Annotated in this window: 28 protein-coding genes, 1 tRNA gene and 1 pseudogene; 9 read left to right on the top strand and 21 right to left on the bottom strand. The window is 65.3% G+C overall.

All coding sequences use genetic code 11. From position 1 onward, the window contains the following. The first annotated feature begins 105 nt into the window (after positions 1-105). The 3 genes from BBX35_RS07150 to BBX35_RS07140 all read left to right on the top strand — a co-directional run bounded on the left by BBX35_RS07150 (position 106) and on the right by BBX35_RS07140 (position 2,213). A complete protein-coding gene (locus tag BBX35_RS07150) occupies positions 106-537 on the top strand; it encodes a VOC family protein (RefSeq protein ID WP_067218342.1) in 432 nt (143 codons plus the stop codon). 118 nt (positions 538-655) lie between these two features. Next, a complete protein-coding gene (locus BBX35_RS07145; protein ID WP_067217620.1) occupies positions 656-1,066 on the top strand; it encodes a ketosteroid isomerase-related protein in 411 nt (136 codons plus the stop codon). Between the two features lie 49 nt (positions 1,067-1,115). Further along, complete coding sequence (locus tag BBX35_RS07140; protein ID WP_067217617.1) at positions 1,116-2,213, top strand: NAD(P)/FAD-dependent oxidoreductase; 1,098 nt, start codon at positions 1,116-1,118, stop codon at positions 2,211-2,213. 41 nt (positions 2,214-2,254) lie between these two features. Here the strand turns inward: BBX35_RS07140 and BBX35_RS07135 are convergent, their stop codons facing one another. The 3 genes from BBX35_RS07135 to speD form a co-directional block, all read right to left on the bottom strand. Continuing rightward, complete coding sequence (locus BBX35_RS07135) at positions 2,255-2,779, bottom strand: cytochrome b (RefSeq protein ID WP_067217614.1); 525 nt, start codon at positions 2,777-2,779, stop codon at positions 2,255-2,257. A 202-nt stretch (positions 2,780-2,981) separates the two neighbouring features. Next, positions 2,982-3,854, bottom strand: a complete 873-nt coding sequence (gene speE, locus BBX35_RS07130) for a polyamine aminopropyltransferase (protein ID WP_067217613.1) — start codon at positions 3,852-3,854, stop codon at positions 2,982-2,984. Beyond that, a complete protein-coding gene (gene speD, locus BBX35_RS07125) occupies positions 3,851-4,390 on the bottom strand; it encodes an adenosylmethionine decarboxylase (protein ID WP_067217610.1) in 540 nt (179 codons plus the stop codon). Before speD ends, speE begins: the two co-directional genes overlap by 4 nt. A gap of 546 nt (positions 4,391-4,936) precedes the next feature. On the opposite strand from speD, the gene BBX35_RS23880 reads away from it, so the two are divergent. After that, on the top strand, positions 4,937-5,113 hold the full coding sequence (locus BBX35_RS23880; protein ID WP_244271571.1) for a hypothetical protein: 177 nt from the start codon (positions 4,937-4,939) through the stop codon (positions 5,111-5,113). A gap of 106 nt (positions 5,114-5,219) precedes the next feature. Here the strand turns inward: BBX35_RS23880 and BBX35_RS07115 are convergent, their stop codons facing one another. The 5 genes from BBX35_RS07115 to BBX35_RS07095 all read right to left on the bottom strand — a co-directional run bounded on the left by BBX35_RS07115 (position 5,220) and on the right by BBX35_RS07095 (position 10,395). Then, positions 5,220-5,960 carry an SIMPL domain-containing protein gene (locus tag BBX35_RS07115; protein ID WP_067217608.1) on the bottom strand — a complete coding sequence of 247 codons (741 nt, stop codon included), beginning with the start codon at positions 5,958-5,960 and terminating at the stop codon, positions 5,220-5,222. Positions 5,961-6,205: 245 nt separating this feature from the next. After that, a complete protein-coding gene (locus BBX35_RS07110; protein WP_067217606.1) occupies positions 6,206-7,453 on the bottom strand; it encodes a TRAP transporter large permease in 1,248 nt (415 codons plus the stop codon). Next, entirely contained in the window at positions 7,450-7,995 is a 546-nt protein-coding gene (locus tag BBX35_RS07105; RefSeq protein WP_067217605.1) for a TRAP transporter small permease, read from the bottom strand. Before BBX35_RS07105 ends, BBX35_RS07110 begins: the two co-directional genes overlap by 4 nt. 1 nt (position 7,996) lies before the next feature. Continuing rightward, positions 7,997-8,980, bottom strand: a complete 984-nt coding sequence (locus BBX35_RS07100; RefSeq protein ID WP_083202136.1) for a TRAP transporter substrate-binding protein — start codon at positions 8,978-8,980, stop codon at positions 7,997-7,999. 332 nt (positions 8,981-9,312) lie between these two features. Beyond that, the gene (locus BBX35_RS07095) at positions 9,313-10,395 is read right to left on the bottom strand and encodes an AI-2E family transporter (protein WP_067217602.1); all 1,083 of its coding nucleotides are present in this window, start codon (positions 10,393-10,395) and stop codon (positions 9,313-9,315) included. A gap of 181 nt (positions 10,396-10,576) precedes the next feature. Between BBX35_RS07095 and BBX35_RS07090 the strand changes: the two genes are divergently transcribed. Together BBX35_RS07090 and BBX35_RS23875 are read left to right on the top strand one after the other, a co-directional pair. Beyond that, positions 10,577-10,652, top strand: a tRNA-Ile gene (locus BBX35_RS07090). Between the two features lie 145 nt (positions 10,653-10,797). Then, positions 10,798-11,178 (top strand): hypothetical protein, encoded by a 381-nt coding sequence (locus BBX35_RS23875; RefSeq protein WP_141687828.1) that lies wholly within the window; start codon positions 10,798-10,800, stop codon positions 11,176-11,178. 24 nt (positions 11,179-11,202) lie between these two features. Here BBX35_RS23875 and BBX35_RS24065 read toward each other — a convergent pair. The 4 genes and pseudogenes from BBX35_RS24065 to BBX35_RS07070 form a co-directional block, all read right to left on the bottom strand. After that, positions 11,203-12,195, bottom strand: a pseudogene (locus BBX35_RS24065) (recombinase family protein); the annotation flags it as partial. Positions 12,196-12,200: 5 nt separating this feature from the next. Then, the gene (locus tag BBX35_RS07080; RefSeq protein WP_067217597.1) at positions 12,201-12,599 is read right to left on the bottom strand and encodes a hypothetical protein; all 399 of its coding nucleotides are present in this window, start codon (positions 12,597-12,599) and stop codon (positions 12,201-12,203) included. Between the two features lie 182 nt (positions 12,600-12,781). Further along, the gene (locus tag BBX35_RS07075) at positions 12,782-13,627 is read right to left on the bottom strand and encodes a hypothetical protein (RefSeq protein ID WP_067217596.1); all 846 of its coding nucleotides are present in this window, start codon (positions 13,625-13,627) and stop codon (positions 12,782-12,784) included. Positions 13,628-13,855: 228 nt separating this feature from the next. Then, complete coding sequence (locus tag BBX35_RS07070; protein ID WP_067217593.1) at positions 13,856-14,368, bottom strand: hypothetical protein; 513 nt, start codon at positions 14,366-14,368, stop codon at positions 13,856-13,858. Between the two features lie 92 nt (positions 14,369-14,460). Here BBX35_RS07070 and BBX35_RS07065 point away from each other — a divergent pair, with 92 nt between their 5' ends. Beyond that, on the top strand, positions 14,461-14,685 hold the full coding sequence (locus BBX35_RS07065) for a hypothetical protein (RefSeq protein WP_141687827.1): 225 nt from the start codon (positions 14,461-14,463) through the stop codon (positions 14,683-14,685). Positions 14,686-14,708: 23 nt separating this feature from the next. Here the strand turns inward: BBX35_RS07065 and BBX35_RS07060 are convergent, their stop codons facing one another. From BBX35_RS07060 to BBX35_RS07020, 9 genes are all read right to left on the bottom strand, one after another. Further along, positions 14,709-15,017 (bottom strand): hypothetical protein, encoded by a 309-nt coding sequence (locus BBX35_RS07060; protein ID WP_067217585.1) that lies wholly within the window; start codon positions 15,015-15,017, stop codon positions 14,709-14,711. Positions 15,018-15,349: 332 nt separating this feature from the next. Further along, positions 15,350-16,873 (bottom strand): type IV secretory system conjugative DNA transfer family protein, encoded by a 1,524-nt coding sequence (locus tag BBX35_RS07055; RefSeq protein ID WP_171901399.1) that lies wholly within the window; start codon positions 16,871-16,873, stop codon positions 15,350-15,352. Next, entirely contained in the window at positions 16,870-17,259 is a 390-nt protein-coding gene (locus BBX35_RS23600) for a hypothetical protein (RefSeq protein WP_171901398.1), read from the bottom strand. The genes BBX35_RS07055 and BBX35_RS23600 overlap by 4 nt, the downstream gene beginning before the upstream one ends. After that, positions 17,256-17,732 carry a hypothetical protein gene (locus BBX35_RS07045; protein WP_067217581.1) on the bottom strand — a complete coding sequence of 159 codons (477 nt, stop codon included), beginning with the start codon at positions 17,730-17,732 and terminating at the stop codon, positions 17,256-17,258. The genes BBX35_RS23600 and BBX35_RS07045 overlap by 4 nt, the downstream gene beginning before the upstream one ends. Beyond that, entirely contained in the window at positions 17,729-18,361 is a 633-nt protein-coding gene (locus BBX35_RS07040) for a hypothetical protein (RefSeq protein ID WP_067217578.1), read from the bottom strand. Before BBX35_RS07040 ends, BBX35_RS07045 begins: the two co-directional genes overlap by 4 nt. 113 nt (positions 18,362-18,474) lie before the next feature. Then, positions 18,475-19,266, bottom strand: a complete 792-nt coding sequence (locus BBX35_RS07035; protein WP_067217576.1) for a hypothetical protein — start codon at positions 19,264-19,266, stop codon at positions 18,475-18,477. Between the two features lie 160 nt (positions 19,267-19,426). Beyond that, positions 19,427-20,632 carry a hypothetical protein gene (locus BBX35_RS07030; RefSeq protein ID WP_067217574.1) on the bottom strand — a complete coding sequence of 402 codons (1,206 nt, stop codon included), beginning with the start codon at positions 20,630-20,632 and terminating at the stop codon, positions 19,427-19,429. A gap of 560 nt (positions 20,633-21,192) precedes the next feature. Next, positions 21,193-21,942 carry a GNAT family N-acetyltransferase gene (locus BBX35_RS07025; RefSeq protein WP_067217572.1) on the bottom strand — a complete coding sequence of 250 codons (750 nt, stop codon included), beginning with the start codon at positions 21,940-21,942 and terminating at the stop codon, positions 21,193-21,195. After that, positions 21,942-22,259: a hypothetical protein gene (locus BBX35_RS07020; protein WP_067217569.1), complete on the bottom strand. Its 318-nt coding sequence runs from the start codon at positions 22,257-22,259 to the stop codon at positions 21,942-21,944. The genes BBX35_RS07025 and BBX35_RS07020 overlap by 1 nt, the downstream gene beginning before the upstream one ends. Positions 22,260-22,286: 27 nt before the next feature. On the opposite strand from BBX35_RS07020, the gene BBX35_RS23360 reads away from it, so the two are divergent. Beyond that, positions 22,287-22,853: a hypothetical protein gene (locus BBX35_RS23360; RefSeq protein WP_141687826.1), complete on the top strand. Its 567-nt coding sequence runs from the start codon at positions 22,287-22,289 to the stop codon at positions 22,851-22,853. Positions 22,854-22,918: 65 nt separating this feature from the next. Next, on the top strand, positions 22,919-25,834 hold the full coding sequence (locus tag BBX35_RS07015) for a tetratricopeptide repeat protein (protein WP_083206063.1): 2,916 nt from the start codon (positions 22,919-22,921) through the stop codon (positions 25,832-25,834). Positions 25,835-25,874 lie beyond the last annotated feature (40 nt).

Below are 25,874 nucleotides of genomic sequence, written 5' to 3'. Positions count from 1 at the left end.
GCGCCGGCAGGCAAGGGTTTGCTGCTGTCGCCGAGGGACGGGCAAGACGGCCGGGCCGCAGGGGCGGCGGGCGCGCTGCCGATGGAAAGCAAGGAAGGACGGGCCATGAAGGTGACGAGCTATTATCCGGTGGTGATGACCGGCGAGGTGGACGCGACCGCGCGGTTCTACGAGACGCATTTCGGCTTTCGCCGGGTCTTCAGTGCCGACTGGTACGTGCATCTGCAGTCGGAAAGCGATCCGTCCGTAAACCTTGCCGTGCTGGACGGCAGCCATGAGACGATCCCGGCGCCTGCACGCGGGCAGACGGTCGGCGGGCTGCTGCTCAATTTCGAGGTGGAGGATGTCGACGGCGAATACGCGCGGCTGAAGGCGGCGGGCCTGCCGATCCTGCTGGACATTCGCGACGAGGATTTCGGCCAGCGGCATTTCATCACGTGCGATCCGAATGGCGTGCTGATCGACATGATCAAGCCGATCCCGCCGAGCGCGGCGTTCCTGGCGCAGTATGCAGAGGACGCCGTCCCGACCGAGTGAGCGCGGGGTGGAACGTGTGGACAAGAGGGGCGGGCGCGGCTTGCCAAGGCCGGGACGGGGAGGCCAGAATGCGGCCGCAACGCCTGCCTTCTTCCTTTCCCGAACACCGGAACCAGACATGCCGCACGCTGCGACCCTCAAGCTCCTCCAGGACTATTACGCTGCCTTCAACGCCGGCGACACGGCAGCGATGCTGGAGCTGGTCACCGACGACATCGCCCATGACGTGAACCAGGGCGAGCGCCGGCAGGGCAAGGCGCTGTTCGCCGCGTTCAACGACCACATGACGCGCTGCTACAAGGAAGAGCTGTCGGACATCGTGATCTTCGCCAGCGCGGACGGCACGCGCGCAGCGGCCGAGTTCATCGTCTCCGGCACCTATCTCGTCACCGACGAGGGCCTGCCGCCGGCGGAGGGGCAGACCTATCGCCTGCCGGCCGGCACGTTCTTTGACATTCGCGAGGGGCGGATCGCCCGCATCACCACCTATTACAATCTGCAGGAGTGGATCGCCCAGGTCGGCGCCTGATCTGAGCCCGCAGCCGCAGGCGGCCCGCGCCGGCAAGGAGGCAGTACCCATGAAGGTCATCGTCGTCGGCGCCGGCATTGCCGGGCTCTCCACCGCATGGTCGCTGGCAAAGCGCGGCGTCGAGGTGGTGCTGCTGGAGCAGGGGCCGATCCCCAATCCGCTGTCGGCCTCCGGCGACCATCACCGCATCATCCGCCGCGCCTACGGGGCGCAGGGCGGCTATCAGCGGCGGATCGACGAGGCCTATGCGGCCTGGGACGAGATGTGGGCCGATCTCGGCGCCAAGCATCTGGCCGATACGGGGTTCCTGCTGGTGTCGCAGACCGGGCGGGACTCCTCCATCGAGTATCGCGACAGCCTGCTGGCCGGTGGCTATCCGGTGGAAGACCTGAGCTGCGACGAGGCGGTGCGCCGCCATCCCTTCCTCGATCCCGGCGGCGTGCATTCGGCGGCCTTCAGCCCGGAGGGCGGCGTGCTGCTGTGCCGGCATATCGGGCAGGACCTGCTGGGCTTCCTGCAGCGCGCCGGCGTGACGATCCGCCCGCAGACGCGGGTGGAGGCGGTGGATGCGGCGTCGGGCAAGGTGCGGCTTTCGGGCGGCGAGGAGCTTGCCGGCGACCATGTGGTGGTGACGGCCGGGGCCTGGGTGCTGCAGCTGTTCCCGCAGCTTTCCGACCGGCTGACCTCCTATCGCACGGCGGTCGCCTATCTCGAGCCGCCGGCGGATCTCGTTGCCGCCTGGGAGGCCTCGCCGGTGATCCTCGATGTCGGCGGTACGGTCGACGGCTACGTGCTGCCGCCGGTGCGCGGCACGGGGCTGAAGGTGGGGGCGGGCATCCACAAGGTGCGCGCCGGCGCCGACGAGCGGCGCGTTCCCGAACCCGGCGAGGGCGAGCGGCTGCGCGATCATTTCGGCCCGCCGTTTGCGCGCATCGCCGAGTACCGGGTGAGCGAGGTGGTGACCTGCGCCTACACCTTCACTGCTGACGAGCACTTTCTCGTTGCCGGAGAAGACCGGCTGACCATCGTCTCGGCCTGCTCGGGCCATGGCTACAAGTTCGGCGCGGCGGTCGGCCGCCGGGTGGCGGAGGGGGTTCTGTCCGGCGACCGGGCCGGCTTGAGAGAGTGGCTCGAGGCGCGCGACTGAGGTCGCGCGCCGTTCGAGCTGTGGGGGCGCGCGAAACGCGGTCAGCGCCCGAACAGGCTCATGCGGCTCATGACATCGTCCTTGAGCACGAAGCGGTGGTACAGGGCGGCCGCCACATGCAGGCCGATCAGCACGATGAACACGGGCTTCAGTGTCTCGTGCACCTCGCCGGCAAGGTGGATGCCGCCGTACCAGGCAAGGAGCCCGGTCACCGGCACGGCGACGAGCAGCACGTAGAACGCGACATAGGTGGCGTGCATGGTGAGACGCAGATGCCGTGCGAGCGCCGGCGGCTGCGGCGCGCCGAGCCTGACGCGCAAGCTCAGCCTCAGCAGCGTGAGCGCGAGCACTGCGACACCGACCCAGATGTGCAGGTTGCCCATCAGCCAGACCAGACCGTCCGGCACCTGGCCGTCTCGCAGGACGTGGCCATAGTCCTGGATGGATTCTCCGAAGATGAGCTGGAAGACGACCAGGGCCGCGATGAGCCAGTGAAGCAGGATCTGCGCGCGGGAATAGCTGGCCGAGGTTCGTCCGGTATGGAGGCTGCTGCTGATGTGGGACATGGCTACCTCTTGAAAAAAAGGATGGCTTCGTTGGAAGTGCGCCCTCCCGTCCCGAAGGCCTGTCCAGATTACTCCCATTCCCTTTCAAGTATGTATCCATCCGGTTGCAATATGCCGTTGAGGCAACGTGCCGCGGCCGGAACGAAAACGCCCGCGCGAGGGATCGCGCGGGCGTCTTGTTTCCGGTCCTGGCCGAGAGGCGTCAGGCGCCCTTGCGGCCTTCCGCGACCGCATCGCGAATGAAGCGCGGCAGCGCGAAGGCGGCCTGGTGCACTTCCGGCGTGTAGTAGCGGGTGTCGAGCCCGGCTGCCTCGAAGCGCTGTTCCAGCACGTCGAGCGGCTGGCGGCGCAGGGCCGGATTGTCGCTTGCCCAGCCGAGGGCCATATGGCCGCCGAAATAGGTCGGGATCGCCGCGACATAGGCATAGGCGTCGCGGTAGATCTTCGAGAAGTGGCCGATGGAGGACACCAGCTCGCCCTTCTGCAGGAAGGGGACGCCGTTCTGGGTGACCAGCACGCCGCCCGGCTTCAGGCAGTGGTGGACGCCGCGATAGAACTCCGGCGTGAACAGCACGGCGCCCGGCCCCATCGGGTCGGTGGAATCCACCATCACCACGTCGAAGCGGCGGTCGGTCTCGGCGACGAAGCGCGCACCGTCCGCAATGACCAGATCGAAGCGGTCATCCTGGAAGACGGAGGCGTTGAAGTCGGCGAAATGCTCCTTGGAGAACTCGACGACGGCGTCGTCGATCTCCACCTGGGTCAGCCGCTCGATGCCCTTGTGCTTCAGGGCCTCCTCGGCCATGCCGCAGTCGCCGCCGCCGACAATCAGCACCTCGCGCGCCTCGCCATGGGCGAGGATCGGCACATGCGCCATCATCTCGTGATAGATGAACTCGTCGGCGGTGGTGACCTGGGTGACGCCGTCGAGCATCAGGACCTTGCCGAACACCGGATTGGCGAACAGCACGAGGTCCTGATGCTCGGAGCGATCCTGATACAGGATGTCGTCGCAGGAATACTGCACCTGGACACCCGGATAGAGCGTCTCGCGGAAGACCAGCCCGTCGCTCATGCGACCTCCTTGCCGCGCAGCAATTCGCTGACGCTGGTGCGACCGGGGCGGAAGGCCTGCTCGAGAACCTCCACGCATTTTTCCGGCCGGGCATCGCCGCACATGAACACATCGAAGGCGGCGTAGCCTGCCTCGGGCCAGGTGTGGACCGAGATATGGCTTTCGGCCAGCACCGCGACGCCGCTCACGCCGGTAGGCTCGAACGGGTGCAGGTGGATGTGCAGCAGCGTTGCGCCGGCCTCCGTGACGCAGGTCTTCAACGTCTCCTCGATAAAGGGAAGATCGTCGAGACGCGAAGCGTCGTAGAGGTCGATGATCAGATGCGAACCGGCACAGCGGACGCCCTCGCGCTCGATGAAGTGATCGAGCCGGTCGTCCTGCGTGTTGGCCGCAGGCGCGGTAGTGTCGTTGTCTTCCGTATGGGTGGTGCTTCTCGGCACGTCGAAGGCATATGCGTCCGCAAACGATGCGTCGGCGCCCTCATGGTGACGTGCTTCCAAGTCCATCCCCAATTGGAAGAGGCCGTCGTCAGACATGGCGGTCTCCCCAACCAGCAGATGAAACCCGGGTTCAGTCCCGAACGGGGGTGCTATAGGGTGGTTCGTGCTGCGATGCAATGGACGTTTTTCCGCAAGTCCCCGAAAACCGGCGAGAGGCGATGAAGGCAGAGCTTTTTACTTTGACGGGTAACGAAATCGGCGACGCGCTGGATGACCTTGCGGCATTGCGGGTCAAGGTGTTCCGCGAATGGCCCTATCTCTACGAGGGCTCGCTAGACTACGAGCGCACGTATCTGCGCCGATATGCGGAAGGAAAGGGCGCCGTCGTCGTTGGTGCCTTAGCCGGCAAAGAAATCGTCGGTGCGGCGACGGGCCAGCCGCTCGCAGAAGAGGTGGCGGAGTTCCGCGATCCTTTCGAGGCGGCGGGCTTCGACCCCGCGACGATCTTCTATTTCGCCGAATCCGTGCTCGATCCGCAGTTTCGGGGGAGAGGGACTGGGGCACGGGTTCTTCGATGCGCGCGAGGCGCATGCGCGGGCCCTCGGCTTCGACCGTGCGGCGTTCTGCGCGGTGATCCGCCCCATGGACCACCCGGCGCGGCCGAAGGATTACAGCCCGCTCGATCCGTTCTGGCGCAAGCGCGGCTATCTGCCGGTCGAGGGGCTGACGGTCGGCTTCGACTGGCCCGATGTCGGCGAGACCGCCTCCAGCCGCAAGCAGATGCAGGTGTGGATGCGCGACGGGCTGCTGACCGGCTGATAGCGGCCGGCGGAAGTCGCCCGGTCGGAAGCGGGGGCTGGAAACACGTCCGGCGCGGAGTGACCCGCGCCGGATGGTATCGCCAGAGGGGGATGGATGGCAGCCGTTACGGCTGGACCAGCTCCCAGGTGACGTTGACGCGCACCTCGAGCGAGCTTTCGCCTGCTTCCATCGGCGCCGGCGCGCCGTCCATCTTGGCCTCGGCGCGGGCCATCATCATCATCGGGCGCGGGCCGCCGAAGTCCTGCTCGTTGATCGACAGCACCCGGCCGAGCTTGACGCCGGCCGCTTCGGCGAAGATCTCCGCCTTGCGGATCGCGTCGGCCATCGCTTCCTTGCGGGCGCTGTCCTTGAGCTTGCCTTCCTCGCTGACGATGAAGGTGACGCCGCCGACCTGGTTGGCGCCGTCGCGCACCATCACGTCGATGAGCCCACCGAGCTTGCCGAGGTCGCGCACGCGCACGCTGACATTGTTGCTGACGCGGTAGCCGAAGACCTCGCTGCGGTATTCCTCGGGGCTGGAGCTCTTCACCTGGCGGTAGCGCGGCTGCACGGAAAAGCCCGAGGTCTGGATGTCGCGCTGCTCGATGCCGGCTTCCTTGATGCGGGCGATCACGGCCGACATCGCCTCGGTGTTGGCGGACAGCGCATCGGCGGCCGTGTCGGCATCGCTGACGACGCCGCTGGTGATCATCGCCATGTCGGGAGCAGCACTCGCCATGCCGGTGCCGACCATGTCGATGGTGGCGATGCGCGGGGTCTCCTGCGCGCGGGCGGGCAGGGTGGCGGCGGCAAGGGCAAGCGTGCCGACGAAGGCGAGGCGAGCGGCCGTCTGGAGCGAGGTCATCGAATATCTCCTTCGAAAACGGAAATCCGTTCACCGCAGCCTTCGGGCGCAGGAAGCGGAACGGCGCGACCATCGCGAGCAATTGCGGCGGACGGAAGGCGCTGGCCCGGTGGTTTTCGGGTCGTTTCGGGTCAATCCACACCACGGGGAACGATCCCGGTCCGGGCAGGGCGTGCGACATGCGAAAACGGCCGCCGCGAGCGGGGCGCGGCGGCCGTCGTGAGGTTGTCGATTTGCGGTCCCCGTCAGAAGACGAAGGGCACGAAGGCGATCAGCAGGTAGACCACGAGCAGCGTCGCGAGATAGGGCATCACCGCCTTGGCGATCCGCTCGATCGGCAGCCCGGCGATGGTCGAGGCGACGAACAGGTTGATCGCCACCGGCGGGGTGACCATGCCGATGGCGAGGCCGACGACGATGATGATGCCGAAATGCACCGTGTCGAGGCCGAGCTGGGCGGCAAGCGGCAGCAGCATCGGGGTCAGGATGATCAGCGCAGAGGCGGTCTCCAGGAAGACGCCCGCGACCAGGATCACCGCCATGATCAGCAGCAGCAGGACATAGGGGTTGGACGACAGCGACAGGGCGGCGCTGGCGATCTGGTTCGGCACCTGCCAGCTCGACAGGGTCCAGCTCAGCACCGACGAGGCGGCGATGACGAACATGATCACCGCGGTGGTGATGCCGGCGCGCAGCACGATGTCGTAAAGCTGGCGCAGGGACATGTCGCGGTGGACGAGGAAGGAGATCAGGATCGCGTAGTTCACCGCGATCACGGCTGCTTCCGACGGGGTGAAGATGCCGGAGAAGATGCCGCCGAGAATGATCAGCGGCGCCATCAGGCCCCAGCTGGCGGCGACGAAGGTGCGCCAGATGGTCCCAAGGTTCAGTGCCGTGCCGCGCGGATAGGCGCGGCGATGGCCCTGGATCACGGCGATGATGATCAGGCCGACGCCCATGGCGACGCCGGGAATGAAGCCGTTGAGGAAGAGCTTTGCGACCGATTCCTGCGCGATCACCGCATAGATGATCATCGGCACGGAGGGCGGGATGACGACGCCGATGGTGCCGGAGGCGGCGATCAGCGAGGCGGCGGAGGCCGGGTCGTAGCCCTTGCGTTTCAGCTCGGGAACGAGGCTGGCGCCGACGGCGGCCGTGGTGGCGGCGCCCGAGCCGGAGATCGCGGCGAAGAACATGCCGGCGAAGACCGAGACGATGGACAGCCCGCCCTTGATGAAGCCGAAAAGGCTGTCGGCGAAGGCGACCAGGCGCTTGGAGATCTCGCCCTGCGCCATGACATCGCCGGCCAGGATGAACATCGGCACGGCGACGAGAGCGAAGGAGTTGATGCCGGAGAACATCTGCTGCGGCACGGCCATCAGCGAGGTGCCGTCCATGTGGAGCGCGGTCATGGTGGCCGCGCCGATGACGATGGCGACCGGCAGCCCCATCAGCAGGAACAGGACGAACAGTCCGAAAAGAAGGAGGCTCATGCCCGGCGATCCTCCCCGTGGGCCTGCGCTTCGAGTTCCAGCTCGACCTCGGACGGGGTTTCCCGCATGCCGCCGCCGCAAAGCAGCCGGATCAGGTCGATGGAGGACATGAAGGCGATCAGCGCGGCCGAGATCGGCATGATGACATAGACGTAGTTCATCGGAAGGCGCAGCGATGGCGACTTCTGGAAGCTCTGCAGGTTGGTGTACTGCCAGCCGACCCGGGCCAAGGCCACGAGAAAGGCGATCGTGACGAGGATTGCAGCCCCCGTCACGATCCGTTTGAAGGCGGGCGGCAGGCTGTCGCGCATGATCGTCACCGCGATATGCCGCCCCTGCTGATAGGCCAGCGTGGCGCCGAGGAAGGTGATCCAGATCAGGAGGAAGCGGGCGACTTCCTCCGTCCAGCTCACGGATGTGAAGAACACCCGTGAGACGATCTGGAGCGTGATGACCGCGACGAGCGCAGCCATCCCCACGAAGACCACGGGCTTGAGCGTCTCGCCCAGAAGACGGTCAATCCACGCCAACCCTGCCAGCATCTTACTTCAGCGCCTCCTGGATGCGGGGCAGGTAGTCGCCGAACTTCTCGCCGTACTTCTCGTAGACCGGCTGAACGGCGGCGGAGAAGGCGGAGAGGTCGGCATTCTCGACCACGGTCATGCCGGCATCCTTGAGCGCCTGGAGCTGCTCGCCCTCAAGACGGGCGTTGAGCGCGCGCTCGTACTCGGCCGCTTCCTGCGCCGCCTGGCGGACGATCTGCTGGGTCTCTTCCGACAGCTCGTTCCACTTCGGCATGCCCATGACGAAGATCGCCGGGGCATAGGTGTGGCGGGTCATGGTCATGTTGGTCTGGGTCTCGTTCAGCTTGAACGAGTAGACGACGCCGACCGGGTTTTCCTGGCCGTCGATCGTGCCCTGCTGCATGGCGGTGAGGGCCTCGGTCCAGGCCATCGGAATGGCGTCGGCACCCAGCTGGCGGAAGCTGTCGATGTAGACCGGGTTCTCCATGACGCGCACGCGCAGGCCGCTGAGATCGGCCGGCGAGTTGATCGGGCGCTTGGAGTTGGTCAGGTTGCGGAAGCCGCGCTCGGCATAGGCGAGGCCCTTGAGGTTGACCTCCGACAGGCGGTCGAGCAGCTCCTGGCCGATCTCGCCGTCGAGCACCTTGTAGGCGGCCTCGGGCGAGGGGAAGAGGAAGGGCAGCTCGAACACGGCCATCTCTTCCAGGAAGTTGGAGACCGGGCCATTGGTGATGACGCCCATGTCCACGGTGCCGATCTGCATGCCCTCGAGCAGAGTGCGCTCGTCGCCCAGCGTGGCATTGGGGAAGATCTCGACGGTGATCTTGCCGTCGGACCGCTCGCCGACCAGCTCCTTGAACTTCGTCGCGGCAGCATGGAAGCCGTCCTGCTCGTTCACCACATGGGCGAGACGGAGGTTCACGGTGTCGATTTCGGCGAGGGCCGGCACTGCGCTGATGCCGAGCGTGATCACGGCAGCGGCTGCTGCCTTGAACATATTCATGCTGTTTCCTCCTAAATTATTTAAAGAGTGTGCGAAGGACGCAAAGTCAAACCACACTCGCAAGCGTGTCTTTGTTCTGTGAATGATGGGGCTGGCATTTCCGAATTAGTCTTTCGTCGATGCCAGGGTCACATGGTTTCATAAACTGGCCAAGCGTTTCGCGTCAAGGATGGTATTTTAGGTAATTATAACGATTGGTTGTGCGGTCTCAGGCTGGAAACTGCTTGATTTGAGGGGAGTTTGCGCCCGAAAGCCTGTCAATCGCGCAGGATCCTTGCGCGGTTTTGCAAGGGGCGGGGTTGTCTCGTGCAGGATGGAGGGGGAAGCGCGCCTCAAACCGGCGGGGCCGGCGGGGGCGGGCGGCTGGCGACCATCGGCGCGCCGACCTCGCCATCGGCGGAGAGCAGCACCGCGACGGGGCGCGAGGCGGGAAACTGGGCGCAGATGAGCAGCACCATGACGGTGAGCGGCACGCAGAGCAGCATGCCGGTGATGCCCCACACCGCGCCCCAGAAGGACAGCGACAGCATGATCACCAGGCCCGACAGATTGAGGCTGTTGCCCATCAGCCGCGGCTCGAGAAGGTTGCCGATCAGGAACTGGATGGTGCCGAGGCCGAGGCTGATCACCAGGAAGGGCGTCAGCGTCTCGAAATGCACCAGCGCCAGCAGGCTGGGGAAGATCACCGCGATCAGCGAGCCGATGGTGGGGATGAAGTTGAGCGCGAAGGCGATGAAGCCGAACAGCGCGGCATAGGGAAGGTCGAGCAGCGTCAGCAGGCCGGCGGTGAGCGCGCCGGTCAGCACGCTAACCGCGGTCTTGATGCCGAGATAGTGGCGCAGCGCCCCGGTGATGCGCTCGCGCATCAGGAAGGCGATCTCCATGCGCTCGCGCGAGGAGAACAGCCGCGCCATCTTGCGGTCGAAGGTCGACTGCTCGAGCAGCAGGAACAGCACATAGATGAACACCAGCGAGGCGGAGCCGGCGATCTGGGTGATCGCGTTGGCGCCGGCGCTGAGCGCCCGGTTGAGGGCATTGTCCGGCACGAGGTCGCGCATCTGCACCGGATCGGCAAGGCCGACCCAGACCGAGCCGCTCTGGAGGATCTGGTCGAGCCGGGCCTGGTAGACCGGTGCGTCGCGGGCAAGCTCGGTCAGGTTCGCCGCGACGATGTCGACCGCCATGCTGAAGACGACGAAGATCACCGCGAGCGCGGCGGGCACCGCCACGAAGCGCGGCAGGCGCAGGCGGCCGAGCGGCAGGGTGCGGATCGCCTCGGCCAGCGCGACGATCAGGTACCAGGCCAGCAGCGCGATGACGAAGGGGATGAGCAGCGACCGGCCGAGCACGAGCAGCCAGCCGAACAGGGTGATGGAGACCAGGGTCGTGGCGACCAGCAGCGGAAATTGCGGCATGGGGCTCCCTGTCGTTCGACTGCGGTCCGGGCGCTGCGCCGGGCCTTGCACATCTTGTGCTTGTCACCCGTCGCGCCCCGCCTTGCAACCCCTCGAAAAGGTGTTGTAGGAAGGATCGCACACCGCGCGGGGAATTGCCGTTTCCGCCCCGTTCGGCGCGACCGGTGTCCAGCCTGTCGGGGGGCCTGTAGCTCAATGGTTAGAGCCGTCCGCTCATAACGGATTGGTTGCAGGTTCGAGTCCTGCCGGGCCCACCACTTCTTCCATTTGCATGTTTTTGTCTCCTAACAGTTTGAATATCAAAGCGGTTTGGGCGGTTCGATAACCGCTTCCGCGCTGGTAGGCGAGACGCTCCGCGAAGACCAGTCGCAGCACGGCGCGGCGGTCCTCCAGACGGGGCGAATGCCAGAGATTGCAAGGGTTTGCGATGAAGGCGAAGGCGGTTCGATACGTTTCCGCAAACGACGCCTGCGGCTTTCCCATCGATGCAGCCTTTTCGCTCAACGCGGCCTTGTGTTCGTGCAGCTCGCGCAGGCGCGCTTCATAGGCTTCCGCGAGCGCGCTGGTGCTGGCCCCCATCACCCGGTCGACCAGCTGACGCACCTTCACCTCGACGCGCTGCAGCTCGCCGGCAACGGCACGGGCCATCTCCTCGCTGCGGGCAAGACGGTCGTTCCACTGATCGCGCAGCATCTCGTAGATCGCGTGGAAGAGATGCGCGCTCGGCTTGAGCGCGGCCAGCAGCGTCTCGAACTCGCCCTCGATGATCTCCTTGCGCACTGATTTTCTTCGATCCGGGCAATCGCGCGTATCGCAGAGATAGTAGGCGTAATGCTTGGTGCGGCCCTTCGACCAGCAGGCGGTCATCGGCTGGTTGCAAGAGGCGCAGCAGACGAAGCCGCGTAGCGGGAAGTCCTCGTTGAGATCCTTGCGCACGGGAGCCTTGGGTGTGCCCTTGAGCCGCTCCTGCACCCGCTGCCAGGTGGCAAGGCTCACCAGGGGCTCGTGCTTTGCCGGAATGAAGGACATGCCCCATTTGGGCACCTCGATATATCCGGCATAGAGCATGCGGTTGAGCAACTCGGCGACGCGCTCGAAGTGCACCTCGCCGCGATGGTCGCGCGGATAGGCGGGCTGGCTTTCCAGGAAGCGCTTCACCTCGGCAACGCTCTCCAGCCGGCCGCAGGCGAAGGCCTCCAGCGTCTCCTTGATGATGCTGGCAAGCGGCTCGTCGCGCACCAGGAGCTTGCCGTGTCCGGCGACCTTCTCGTAGCGATAGCCGTTGGGGGGCGAGAAGCACCAGTAGCCGGCCATCACCCGCGCCTTCATCTTCTGGACCACCTGGCGGCTGTTCTGCTCGCGCTCCAGCTCGCCCTGTGCGGCGAGGATGGTCTCGATGAACTTGCCCTCGGGCGTGTCCTCAAGACGGAAGTTCAGACACTCGATGCGGGCGCCGCGCATGCGGAACGCCTTGCGCAGCTTGATGTGGAATTCGGTGTCGCGGGCGAAGCGCTTCAGGTCGTCGAAGATGACGACATAGTTCTTCCGGTCGGGCTGGGCGTCGAGATAGCTGAGCAGCGCCACCATGCCGGGCCGCCGCATGAAGTCGCCGGCACCGGAGACGTCATCGGGGAACACCGCCTCGACCTCATAGCCCATGTGGAGCGCATGGGACCGGCACCGGGCCTCCTGCGAATCGAGGCCGTGGAATTCGGTCGCCTGCTTGCTGCTCGAGACGCGGCAATAGATCAGCGCCTTGGTGGGTGCGGTCTCGGGGGTTTGGGGGATGTGTGCCGGCATGTCTCTCACTTTCTCCCGCCGGCACTTCCGCTTGTCGTGCGGAAGGAACCGGCAAGGTCCTTCTTGTCTGTCTCCGTTGTGGTGGTGGTCCCGAATGAGCCTATCACAGGGCGGGAATCGATTGCATCTTTGGCCCCCGGTTTGGTTCCTGGCTTGGCCCCTGGGTTGGCCTCCAGGTTGGTTCCCGGCCCATCGCCCACGGGCGGCAGCGCAGGCACCGAGGCGTGCTCAGCGGGGCCGGACAGGGAACCGCTGACCTGCTGGACCGGATCAAGGCCGAAGGCGCGGTCGACGAAGCTCTGGGCAATCGTCCACAGCACGCGCAGCATCTCGTCCTTCTTCTCGTCGGGCAGATCGAGATGGTCGACATGGCGGCGGTAGCGGGAGAGATCGAGATCGCTCATTGTCCTGTCTCCTCGAACCGGTCGGACCGGCCAGCGCAAGGCGCGCGTCCTGAACCTCGTGTTGAAGTGTCGGAGACGCGGCGCGAGCCATGGACGAGCACGACAGGCGTGCGGGACATCCTGTCCCGCGCGCGATTGCCGATGATCATCACTGTCCGCTCGTGCCGCATCTCCATCTCCGTTCAGCGGTCGTAGCTCATACGGGAGCGGCGCTGATAGCGCGGCGGCGGACTGTCGCTGTCCTGTGACACGCCGTCACTGGCCCCGGCATCGCGTGCGGCGCGGGTGTAGCTGCTGCGGGTCGTGCTCTCGCCGGCAGCGCTGGTGGAACCACTGTCGCCACTGCCCTGGCGGGTGCGACGGGCAGTGCGGCTGCGCGACGTGCCGGAGGCCCCATTCTCCTGCCGGCGGGCTTCGGCTTCAGCGCGCTCCGCCTCGATCTGAGGACGGTAGAACTCTTCCTCCAGATGCTTGCCCCACTCATAGAGGTCGGCCTGTTCCGCCGCCTGGAACTCCTCGCGCATCAGCCGCTTTGCCGCCGCGTCGGTGATGCCGAGAGAGCGGGCCAGCGCTTCGCCCTGATGGGCGAAGGCCCGGTGGAAGGTGATCTTGTCGCCGGTCTCGATCATCGCGCCGACGCCAAGGGCATGCTCCAGCGCCTGCTGGCCGGTTTCCTGCGGCAGGGCCTCCTCGCGGGCGACCAGCTCCTCGCGCAGCTGGTTCATCGAGCGCCCGGTGCGGGAGCGGAAGAGATCGCGCAGGATCGTCTCCGCCTTCGCGGTGTCGAAGTTCTCGGTCCGCGCATAGGCATGGGCGTAGTCGGCAAGCTTCTCCTTGAAGGCGCCGCTGCGCAGGATTTCGCGTTCGAGAATGCGGGTGATCGTCACCGCCTCGTCGAACTGGGGATTGCTGAGCAGGCGCCCGGAGAAGCTGGCGCGGGCCTGCTGAAGGCGCTCCCGCTCGGAAGGCGCGTTGGGGTTGGCGTGAGCGTTGGGATTCTGGTTGGAGTTGGTGCTGTTGGTCGACATGTCCTGGTCCTTTCTGTTGGGTTTGTCTGTCTTTGGCGTCCTTTGCTGTGTTGGGTTGTTGATATGCAAGAACATATCAGGAACATAGGACAATTGTCCTATTTGAAGCAAGGATTACGCGCGACAGATTCTTTCGTTTTATTTGCGATAACAGGGGCTTGGCCGGCACAGGCAGCGCGTCGCGGACCGGCCGCCCCCAAACGGCAGGGCCGGCCGCGACGTGCCGTGCTAGCTGTCGCGCCGACGAACCCAGCCGCCGCGCCGTTCCATGGCGGGAGAGCGGGTGCTCGCCTGCGCGAAGGTCTCGCGCGGCGAGTTGCCGGGCGACGTCTCCCGCGCCGCCTTGCGGATCAGCGCATCGAGCTGGCTCTGTTCCTCCCGGTCGATCTCCTGCATGCGCTTGTCGTGCGCGGCCTCGACCTGACGATGGGCCTCGTGCTCGATCGCATCGCGCGAGAAGCGGTCCTTGCCTGTCCAGGCCGGCTTGAAGTCGCGGGGCCTGCCTGCCGCCTCGTCGATCAACCGCCGGCGGGCCTCATCGACCCGCTCGTCATAGGTCTCGGTATAGAGCCGCTCTTCCTCCTTGCGGCTGTCGCGGGCCTGCCGGTCGATGGCCGTGCGCTCCCCCCAGTGTCCGCTGGTCTTCAGCGCGTCGGCCATGCGGCGCATGGTCACCAGTTCGAACTGATTGCGCAGCTCGTCCTCGATCGGCGGCAGCTCCGGGGGCGTCTTGCTGGTCATGGCTGTTCTCCTGAAGCGCGAGGGCAAATTTGCGTTTCGGCGACACGATCCGGCACACTGTGCGGATGATGTTTTTTGAAGATCGGAATGACGTGGAGGAGTGGCTCGAGCCGCTCGGTTACGATGCCTTTTGGCGCGAGGTGGCGGTGTTCGAGCCGGACATCGACACGCGCACGCATTGCGATGCGATGATCGCCGCCGGGATCGTGAGCGAGGCGGAGGTGCTGAGCGTGCTGAAGTCGGATGTACGCCGCGACCTGGTGGCGCGGTTCCGCCTGCCATGCCGCCATCCGCGCAGGTGGAAGTCGGTGCACTGAGCCCCTGGTCTCACCGGCCCGCCTCATTGCGTGCCCCCAACGGGCTGCGCCCGCCGGAAGACGATCAGCGGGCAGCGGCCGTCCGTGGGGTTGAGCAAGGCTGCGCTGCCATGGAAGCCGATATAGCGGCACTGCGTGTAGTACCGGGCACTCCAGTCCCAGCGGTCCGCGCCGGATGTCACATAGCTGTAGGACCACAGGAGGTGCGGCAGGCCGTGGGTGCTGTAGCCCCACCACAGGAGGCCGATAACGACCAGCCAGAGCGCGTGGGCGGGACGCAGCAGGCGCGGCGGTCTGGGCCGGCCATGGTGATGCGGGGATTGCGGGCTCATGGGCGTGTCTCCATCTTGCGAGGGTGGACGGGAGGTGTTGGGGGTGTCGGCACGTGCGGGCGCGCCCGCCGGTCGCGTGGGCTGTTGCTGGGCGTGCACCGGGCGTGCATTCGGCATGCAATGCGTGTCGGCGAGGCCAGGCCGTGGCGCGCGGCTGCGTGAAGCGGCTCTGGTAATGCGGGAACGGCTCGGTCGGTCCGCCCGGTCGCCGGGTCCGTGTCCTGCGCGTGCCGTGCCCGCCGTGCTTCCCGGGACGGGGCAACGAAGCGCCAACGCGCCTTGCTGATCGCAACAGTGCGGCAGCGTATGCCGCCCGGGAGCGGTTCCGCGCATCACCCGTCCCTCGCGATGACAACGCGCGGGTCCGGCGGCAGCCGGCCGCCCTCCAGCGGATTGGCGGCAAGCTCGAAGCAATAGGGCGCGAACTGGTTCTGGTAGAACTTGCGGCAGTGGATGAAGCCGACCCCGTCGACCTGCAGGATCTGTTCGTCGGGCGGCAGGCGCATCAACTCGTCGGCCGTGAACACCCGGCCCTGACCGGTCGAGTAGTTGCTGTTCCAGCCGCTCTGATTGCTGGCAAGCCCAAGCCCCGGCGAGATGACGATGGTCTCGCCCATCGCCCTGGAGATGCGCTCCGCCTCCTCATAGTTGGAGAACTTGAGGTACTGGATGATCGAGCAGTTCTCCTCCAGCAGTGCGGTCTCCTTCTCCCCGTATTTGCGGACGATGTCCTGGCGCGACTGGGCAATGAAGTGCGAGCGGGCGCCGAAGGCCCGCTGGATGGTCACCCGGTTGAGCGCATCCCTGAGCGGTGCGTTGCAGAACTCGTCCAAGATGAACTCCGACCTGCCCGCCCCGTGACGCAGCTGAGCGTTCATCAGGGCAAGGAAGTGGAGCGCGTAGAAGGGGCCAAGCCGATCGGTGAAGCGGGCCGGATTGACGAAGCAGACGACCGCGCCTTTTTCGATCATCTCGGCATGAGTGGCCTGTGCCAACCGTCCGGCATTCTTGAGCGGACCGGTGGCAAAGATCTTCAGGGAGGTGAGAGCCGCCCGCATGTGCTGGGAATAGTGTTCGGGATTGTCCTGCTTCATCTCCAGCAGCTGACGGGCCGATGCGCTCAAGCTCGCATCGAGACTGTCGGCGGCCTCGCGCAAGGCCCGTGCCCATGTGTCCGGATCGGCGAGCAGCGCGGTGAGCGCGCCTGGAAAGCACCGGCGCGGGTTGAGCTCCAGCAGGATGAGGATGCCAAGCGTCAGGATCTCCCGGGGAGCTTCCCGCCAATAAAAGTTCTTCTGGTCGTCCGCCGGCTCCTCGATCAGGGCGTGGACGATGTTGGCGATGACGAAGGGCAACTGCTCGGGATCGACCTTCAGCGCATGGACCGCCGCGCCGAACGGGTTGAGGGTGATCCGTGCGGGGTTGTCCTCCCCGAGCACGGCGAACTCGTCGACGACGGCAAAGAGCCGCCCGTGCTTGCGGCACATCCCGGCGACCTGCGCCGCGATCTCGCCGTCCTTGCTGTCCGAGGTGAACACCGCCCTGGAGGTGTCAGTGAGCATCGACATCAGGGCCGGCACCGAGACGCAGGTGGTCTTGCCGCCACCGGCGGCGGCCAGCGTCAGCGAGGAGCCGGCAGTCTTCGGCTCGAAGATCGGCCGGCCGTCGAAGGTCAGGCCGAGAATGCGGCGGCCGATCATGTGCTCGGGAACGGGCACCGGCTGATAGTGCGGCGGCGCCCCGCGCTTCAACCAGCGCCGATATTGCCGTTTTTGGTGCCTGATCCAGCGACGCAGGCCACGCGAGAGATCGGATCCCGCCCAATGCGGCGGACGATGGTGGAACGGCATGGTCATTCGAGCATCCCCGCCTTGCGCAACGTCTCGTGATCGGCAAGCGGGGCCGCCTTTTGCGGCGTGCCCTGTACGAGGAAGCGGTGGACCACACGCCGGCGCTGCCAGGAAGCGCGCAGGCTTCCAAGAGCGGCGATCAGCGAGGCGAGCGACCCCATGCCGAACAGCGTGCTGGTGATGGCCAGCCCCCACCATTGCGGGCTGGTCGGCCAGATCGCCCAGGCGCAGCCGCCATAGATCACCGCCGCCACCATGCGGGCGTTGAACCCGGTCGTCTCACCGAGGCTGGCATCGCGGACGGATACAGTGGGATCGCCGGGCATCCGGTCTCTGGCATGGTTGCCTTGCGTGCGGGCGGTGCCGGACGTGGTCGGTGTGGGCCGTCTCATGCCCCGTCCTCCCGGCGCTCGCCGCGCGCGGCCATCGCCATCTCCACCGCCTGCCGCACACGGCGCAGCGTGGTGATCAGGCCGATATTCGAGGCGACCTCCTGATCCCTCAGGGCAAGGCTGTGCACCTTGAGGGTGCCCACGGTCAGCGACGCGATCAGCGCCGCAATCCCGAAGGCGCCGACGAAGACAAGCTCCGCCGGCCACAGATAGCGGTGGAAGGCCACCGCAAAGCCCGCCAGCCCCAGGGCCGGCGGCAGCAGGAACAGAGCGAGTGGCCGCTCGACCGAGATGTATTCGATGCGCTCCAGCACATAGCTCTTGCGCGGCGTGCGCAGGATCCGGTCGGTGACGAGGAAGCCGCCGCCGGCAAAGCGCACCGTCTCCCCGGCACGCTCAAGATTGGAGCCATCGGCCGGCGTGCTGCCAGGTGTTTTGGGAGTGTCGCGGTGGACGTGAAGGCGGTTGGTCACGACGCACCTCCCGCCTGCCGTTCGCAAGACCCGGAGCGTGCGGCCTGCGCCATGCGGCCGGCAAACCCGTCGATGGAGGCCGGGCGATAGAGCGTCAGGCTGCCGGTATAGAGCGCCCAGTCCATCCGCGTCTCGGCAATGGCCACATCGGCGATACAGCCGCAGATGTCGTCCGAGGCGGCGAGCCGGCTCGCCGTGCGTGCCAGCACCTGATCGCGCGAGCGCTGCCAGGTCTCCATCGCCGCCTGCTTGCTGCGCTCGTAAGCGCGGCGCGCATCCGCGACCTGCTGGCGCGGGTCGAAGTCGAAGACAGAGCCAAGACCGCCCGGGCCGCTGTTGGCGGCACCATAGGCCCAGTCCAGTATCGGGCTACGGACGATACGTTCAGCCTGGGTGAGAAGTTGCTCTGCCTCAAAATCCACCTGCGGCAGCGGCAGCGCGGCGAGCTGTTCCTCACCCGCCCGTGCCGCCAGCGCCGCCACATTCGCGGTGCAGGCCGGCATATGATCGGCGGCCGCGACCCGCTCCGCCAGCTTCGGGCCGATCAGCACGTAGTTGACCGCGCCCCAGGCGAGGCCCCCGGCAAGCAGCGCCCGAGGCACGACATCCGTCAAGATATTCGGGATCATTCCTGTCTCCTGTTCAGGTCGGTTGGGAGGGGGAGAGGGTCGGCGCGCGCAGTGGCGCCTTTGGCGAGTGACCGCTTGCGGCGCCCTCGGGAGGGCTTCCCGCCGGTGCAGCGTCAGCCGAGCGGCGCGAGGCGATCGAAACGGCAGTGGGAGCGGGCCAGGCGAGAGAGCCGGCCGGGGTCGAGGCGATGTTTTGCCAAGACCGCCTTGTCGAAGACCTGCGGAGGCGTGAGAACAGGTGCCCGCGTCCCGGACTGGCTGCCGAGATGGATGTGCGGGGCAACGCCTGCCTTGGGCTCAAGCGTGAGGTAGCACCACTGGCTCGCAGGCCGGTTCGCCTCGACCGCCGCAACGTCGGCATAGGCACCGCCGGTGATGATCGCCAGGTTCGTGCCCTTGACGGGCACCCGTTCGAAGAAGTGCAGCTCCTTGGAGGGGCGGAAGCCTGCATCACCGCTGCCCTGCGAAGAGGTCTGCGCCTTCCCCGTGTCATTCGCCTGCCGGTCAGGGCGGGTGTCGCCGCTCCGCTCGGTACGGCCAGGCGCCTCTCGAGGCAGGGGGATACCGCCGCTGCGGATGCCATCCTTGCCGCCGCGATACAGCGGAAGGCCGCCGCCCATGTCGATACCGCCAAGGCTTCCTGCATGATCCTGCTCGGAGCGGTCAGTAGCGCCCAGAGACGGCCCTTTGTCGGGATTCGCGTTGTCGGCGCGGCGAACCGGCCTGGACGGCTGCGGGATCGCTGATGCGGCCGCGACCGCTGGGGTGCCGGTGACGGCCAGCCTGTCCCACAGACGTGCCATGCCATGTGCGCCGACAAAGTCATGGGCGATGAGAGCGGCAATGCCGGTGATGACCGTGAAGGCGAAGATACCGGCAAGGCCGAGACCGAGAATGCGGGTCATGGGAATCTCCTTCGCAGGATGCGGGACGTCGAGTTTGGGAGGGGCGTTCGGGGGGGACTGGCGTCGACGCCGGAGCGGTGCAGCGGGGAGCCCCAAGAGACACGACGCAACAGGGGCGCCGGTCCGGGTCGATTGACCCGACACGCTGCCCGTCCTGCCCTCATGCACGTCTGGCAGAGGGAGAGCCCTGTTCGGCATCCCCGGCACGGGACGTGCCCGCCGCTTGCGAGGCTGCGTGCCCGGCAGGCAGGTGATCGTGTTCGCGCCAGGCGCTGATGAGGATGATCAGCAGGATCGCCGGGGCGAGATCGATGAACAGCGCCGCCGCCCACTCGGGCAACAGGGCGCGCCAGTAGGTGCGCACCGCCTCATGCGGCCCCTGCGGGCGCTTGCGGGTGGCCGGCTCGCTCTTGACCGTCGCAAGGCTGGACAGACCTGCCTGAAGCGCCTCGGCAACCGGCTTCACCATCTCCGAGATCGCGCGCACCTCGTCGTTCTGCACCTGCTGGAACCCGGTGCCGGCCTGCGTGGAGGCGGGGAAGAGCGTTGCCAGGCTCTTGAGCGTTGCCGCGATCGACACGCCGTAGTCGTGCTGGGCCATCTGCACGAGCAGGTCGTCGATGCGCTCGGCGGCAACAACCGCCGCCTCGACCCGGGGGCGGATCGGACCCGGACGATAGGTCTGGGCCTTCAACTCGGCGAAGTGCCGGCCGAGTTCGCCTTGCAAGGCGCGCGAAGCCTCGACGCCCTTGCCGATGTCATCGGCAAGGCTGTTCAGCAGGCCCGCCACCTGCCCCAGGGCGTCCGACACCTTGCCGGGCTTGGGGCGCCCCGACTGGGTGCCATGATCGATCTCGCTCTGCTGCAGGGCGGCGAAGCGCTGTGCCTGGGCGCGAATGGCCGGCAACAGGCGCTGTGCGGCAAGCGAGTTCGCGAAGATCTCGTCCTTGCGCCGTTCGGCACTGGCGGTGACATCGTCGAGCGACATCTGCACGGCGGTGCCGCCGGCAATCGCCATCATGTTGAAGGGGGCGTCGATTGCCGCGAGCGTTCCGACATAGAGGCTGGCAGCCGACAACGCCACGGCAAGACGGGTGCCGCGCAGCCGGTAGATCAGACCGAACAGATAGAACCAGCCGAGCCAGGCGAAGACCCCGATCGACAGCGCCACCGCCAGGGCCTGCCCCTTCTGGACAAAAGTCGCGCCGGTCTCGCCCATGGTCACGGACAGCCCGTAGTAGGTGAGCATCATCGTCGCGCAGGACGGGGGCATTAGCAGGATCTCGGTGAGATGCTCGCGCAGGACAGTGCGCCCCTTGAGATCGAAGCGGTTCTGCTGGAATCGGACGTCGGCCGGCGACGGCATGGCAGATCTCCTTGTGGCTGGAGAAGGCCGCAAGACGGCTGGGCCTTGCGGCGGGTCCCGCACTCCGGGCCAACTGCCGGACGATAAACCGGCAACGTCACGTGGCGAGATGAGATGAGACGAGACGAGGCCGGCCGGCGGAGGCAGGAAGAGCGAGGACGGGGAAGACAAAGCGGGAGGATGATCGAAGTGGGAGAGTGTTCAGGCGCGCCCGGCGCAACTGGCAGCGCGGGCAGGACCCAAGCCGGACATCCGGCAAGCCCGCCAAGGCAGTCGGGTGGCCCAAGGCGGTGGCGGTGCGCTCACTGGACCGGGCGGATGTCGTGCCTCAGGCCAGCCTTGGTGGAGCGCTGGATCGTCTTGTTCGAAGAGATCCGTCCCCTTGAGCTGCGCTCGGCGGCTCAGGTATCCCGGCGGGCGCCAAGCCCAGCTTGCGCAGCGCTGCAATGCGCCTTTGCACAAGACGGGCGATGCCAGACTGTCGATGGAGGGAATACACTTGATCTGGGGATGGCCCGCGCGGGTTCAAGCCCCGCGCGGATCAAAATCATCGATGCTCCTTACGACCGCCTGCCGGCAGTCACCGGGAGCATTGCCTCCGACCAGGCCGCAAGGAAGGCCCGCGCCCTCGGCAGGATCTCCGGCCCGGCAGTCATCTGCCGATAGCGGATGAAGGGCATTCCATCGGCATCCTGCTCGCAGCTGTCCAGAAGATGCCGGTCCCGGAACGTCCCGGTCAGGGCGGTGCGGCCCGTCTGGGTCTCCAGCAGAAAACCCAAACGCGAGAAGCTAATCCGGGAGGCCTCGTTCAGCCGCCCGCTTCCCGTCTGCCGGACGGCAAGGCAGATCTCCCGCACCTCGCCATTGGCAACGAAGTCGTGCAGCATGCCAAGGGCCCCCATCGCGCTGGCGATCTTCAGCCCCGCATAGTCCGGATGAACCACCGCGCCTCGCAGGACAAGACGGTCCCGATCATCGCGGTGGAAGTGCATCGTCCCGACAACACGCATCCCGTCGCGGGCGCACACCACATGGGCGTCGCGCTCGATCAGGTCGCGCGGTTCGAAGCGGAACAGCATCGCACGGCCCGCATCCGAGGCAAGCACCTCGTTGAACAGGTCCAGGCTTGCCGCAGTCAGGCGAAGCGCCTCCGCATCGCTCATCGGCCGCGCGCTGCTGAGCTCGATATTCGCATGCCGGTTGCGCACCGACACGGTGCTGAGCGGCAGGCGCGGGGTCGGGCCCTTCGGGGCGGCAACCGCCGCCCCGTCAGGTCCCTGTCCGCCATGGTGGTCGAACAGTGCCGTCATCACATCTCCTCCCGTCCAGGGGCGAACAACTTCGCCCATTCCTTCGCCTCGTCCGCCCGCTGCGCCTGCAGCGCATGGATCTGCGAACACAGCTCCAGCACCGTCTTCACCAGCGCCTCGGCAAGGCAGCACCCGCCGGCATTCGGCACCGCCTGCCGAACCGCGAGAGCCTCAGCCTCGCGTGCGCCGGATGCCTCGGTGGTCTCCTCCCTCGCCGAGGGTGCCTCCCGGTACGGGCAGCGCCGGCAGATCGAGAACGCGCCGTCCGACACAAAGGGCTGGCGGCAGGAAGGGCAGTTGGGGGAGTGGTCGCTCATATCGGCTCTCCTGTGTCAGAGCGGAACTTGCTTGGAACAGCAAGCGTATGGAAACACAGGGAAATTCAGGCTCTAACCAGATTGGCCTGGAATTATTCTGGAATTGTCTGGAATGGCGTGGAATCTGCGCCAGGAGGCAGCTCAAAGATAAATTTGATTTTTCGTAAGTATTTATTGTATTATTTTCGAATGAAAGAAACAATAACAACAGAATTCACGGTAAAAGTAGTTTCCGATCCTGCAACAAACCATCCCATAAGCGAGTTTTGGTACTTGGGTCGGCAAGGGCACGCGCCGGGCGATCAGCCGGCTGTAACCCATTATGACGAACAAGGGCGCGTTACGGAACAGATTTGGATGCAGCACAACGTGCGTCACAGACTGGATGGTCCCGCTCATATCAAGATAAACCCTGACTCGGGGGTGATCCATGAGGAACTCTGGATGCGGGAAGGGCTCCTATTCAGACAAGGTCGGTTACCAACCTTTATCCTCCGGGATCCTGCCTCCGGTGAAATCACCAAGCAAAGTTATGATGGCTGCGTTCCTTTAGAGCAGCGCCCCTTATCCGGCGCACGCGCTCCCTCCTTCTGAAAACACTGTTCATCGCAGGATTGCTTTGCAATGATCGGCAGGGTTGTGTCGATTGGGGGGCTGGAATGCCGATCGTTTGCAATGTTCCTTTCTTTGTTTTCAAACAAGATATTATTAAGAAAATGGCCGGCGAAGACTGCCCAATCAAGATGGCGATTGGTGTGCAAGTCGACGAAGAGCTGGGGGTGAACTCGGATGATTTGGTTGAATGGGCCAAAGAAGCGCTCGCCGATCAAGAGACTTCTGACCGACCTGCTGTCAACTGGACACGCGACAGCTACGCGAGTTTTATAGCTGATCTCAAGTCTCATGGCAGCGGGAGCAAAAAACAAGCCGCAGCCCTCTATTATCGTCTCCATTATCACCTCGCTGATCTCAGCTATGCTGACAATGTTGACAGGCTGGTGTTCGGGAAACCGTACCGTGAGCTGTTTCCCACTCCCGTCTTTGAAGACATAGGGCATGCGCCCAACCTACGTCTGCCGGTCTCAGGCAGCACCCTGCATTATGCCAGCACGGCCACTCAGGTGCTTGGGCGCGGTACCCAGGTCGAGCAACTCGAGAGTTTCCTTGGTGACCGGAAGGAGAAGAACTTCCGCTGGCTACAGCTTGCAGGTGTCGGCGGACAGGGAAAAAGCCGTCTCGCCTACGAGCTCGTCAAGGCCCACACCCATGACTGGTATGCAGGTTTTCTGTCTGCTGGCGATCTTCAGGCCTTCTCCGAACACTGGGACGAGTGGCAGGTCGGCAAGCCAACCCTCATCGTGATCGACTATGTGCTCGGTCAGGAAGATGAGGTCGGCAAGGCGCTACGCTCGCTTGCAAACCCCGCGAGGACGTTCGCTCAACCCGTCCGCCTGCTTCTGATCGAACGGCAGCGATGGGACCGTGGCGGCCTCGAAAAGCCGGCGACTGCACAGGCGACGGATGACGCCTCGATCACGAAATTCCAGCTTTCCTCCGGCGGCCATGCCGAGTGGTTCCTCAAGCTCTGCGGCGACGGGAATGGATTTAACGGGGATATCGCGGCGTGCCGGTCGAAGGTCGGCAATGGGGTCATTGAACTCACCACACTGAAACCAGATGAACTTGCCGACATCACCGCCGACGTCATGCGACAACGCGGTGTCGACCGCACGTTCGGTGATCACTGGCGGAACGAGGTCAAGGCGACATTGGCCCGCATCGACACCTCGGGGCGGCCACTGTTCGCTTATTTCCTGGCAGTCGCCTTGTCGGACGGAGCTTCCGGTGTTGAGCCGCGCGACGGAGAACCCGAGTGGACCCGCGAACGGCTGCTGAGCCATGTTCTCGACCGGGAGCGCATCCGTCGCTGGACCGCCATCTTCGGGAGGGATGCGCCCTTGCCCGGCAGCGACACTCCCGAAATGCATCTTGCACTCCTTGCGACGATGATCGGCGGCTACGACAACACAGCGATGCGACAGCGTTTGCCGCAGGAATGGCTTGCCAGATTCGATCGAGCAACGCTTGAACGAGCGAACGTGATCGTCGACACGCCGCGAGGAACGGGCGCCCCTCTCGCCGGCATCGTCTGGCCGCTGCAACCGGACATTCTCGGCGAGTGGTTTGTGCTCTCTTCTGTGACCGGGGGGTTCATTGAGACCGAAGCCTTATGTGAAGCGGCATGGAAATGCAGCCCTGCGCTCTTCTCGGCTTTTCTGCAGCGCTGCGCGCAGGATTTCCCGCTCCGCGCGGAGACCTACGAACTGCTGAACGCTCCCTTGTCGGATGACGCCGCTTGCGCGGCGTATCGCGCGGCCAGTGCGAGGATGATGTTGGGACTGATTGAGGGGAAATGCGAGACGTTTCCACTGCAAGTGCTGGAGCAACTCGAAGCAGCGGCTTTCGTCGATGAAAACCCGGAGGCTCAAGCCCTCCTAGGGTATTGTAAACTAGTGGGAGTTGGTTTTGAAAAAAAAACGGAAGAGGCGTTTGGCCTGCTCAAAGCCGCCGCCGAAAGCGGAAATATTCGTGCCATGAACAACCTGGGCTTTTGCTACCACCAAGGCATTGGCGTTGAGGCGGATCCTCAAGAGGCGGTTCGCTGGTATCGCAAGGCAGCGGAAGCTGAACACGTTTCAGCCATGTTCAGCCTCGGCTTTTGCTACCACCAAGGCTTAGTCGTCGAGGCTGATCCTCAAGAGGCAGTCCGCTGGTACCACAAGGCAGCGGAAGCTGGGCATGCTGATGCCATGGCTCATCTCGGTGATCACTACGCTCAGGGTATTGGCGTCGAGGCGAATCCCGATGAGGCGGTGCGCTGGTATCGCAAGGCGGCGGAAGCTGAACACGTTTCAGCCATGTTCAGCCTTGGCCTCTGCTACCGGCAAGGCATTGGTGTTGAGGCGGATCCCGAAGAGGCGGTTCGCTGGTACCGGCTGGCGGCGGAGGCTGGACAAGCTGACGCCACGTTCAACCTCGGGGTCTGCTACCACCAAGGCATGGGCGTCGAGGCGGATCCCGAAGAGGCGGTTCGCTGGTTCCGAGAGGCGGCGGAAGCTGAACACGTTTCAGCCATGTTCAACCTTGGAATTTTCTACCTGAAAGGCTTGGGCGTTGAGGCGGATCCCGAAGAGGCGGTTCGCTGGTTCCGAGAGGCGGCGGCGGCTGGACAAGCTGACGCCATGGTCAACCTCGGGGTCTGCTACCAGAAAGGCTTGGGCGTCGAGGCGGATCCCGAAGAGGTGGTTCGCTGGTTTCGAGAGGCGGCGGAAGCTGAACACATTTCAGCCATGTTCAACCTTGGCCTCTGCTACCTGCAAGGCATTGGCGTTGAGGCGGATCCCGAAGAGGCGGTTCGCTGGTTCCGAGAGGCGGCGGCGGCCGGAAACGCTGCCGCCATGAATAACTTGGGTTATTGCTATGAGCATGGCATCGGTGTGGTGAGTGATCTAGCAGAGGCGGAGCGCTGGTATCGTAAAGCGAAGGAGGCTGGTGGAGCAGGCGCGAAAGGATAGATTTTGGCCTTGGCCGGAGCGCCGATACACGGAGTTCCTG

Origin of the sequence: Stappia indica (genome assembly GCF_001696535.1) — a bacterium.
Lineage (GTDB): Bacteria > Pseudomonadota > Alphaproteobacteria > Rhizobiales > Stappiaceae > Stappia > Stappia indica.
The sequence above is the reverse complement of the archived record's forward strand: the minus strand, read 5'-3'. Positions and strand labels throughout refer to the sequence as shown.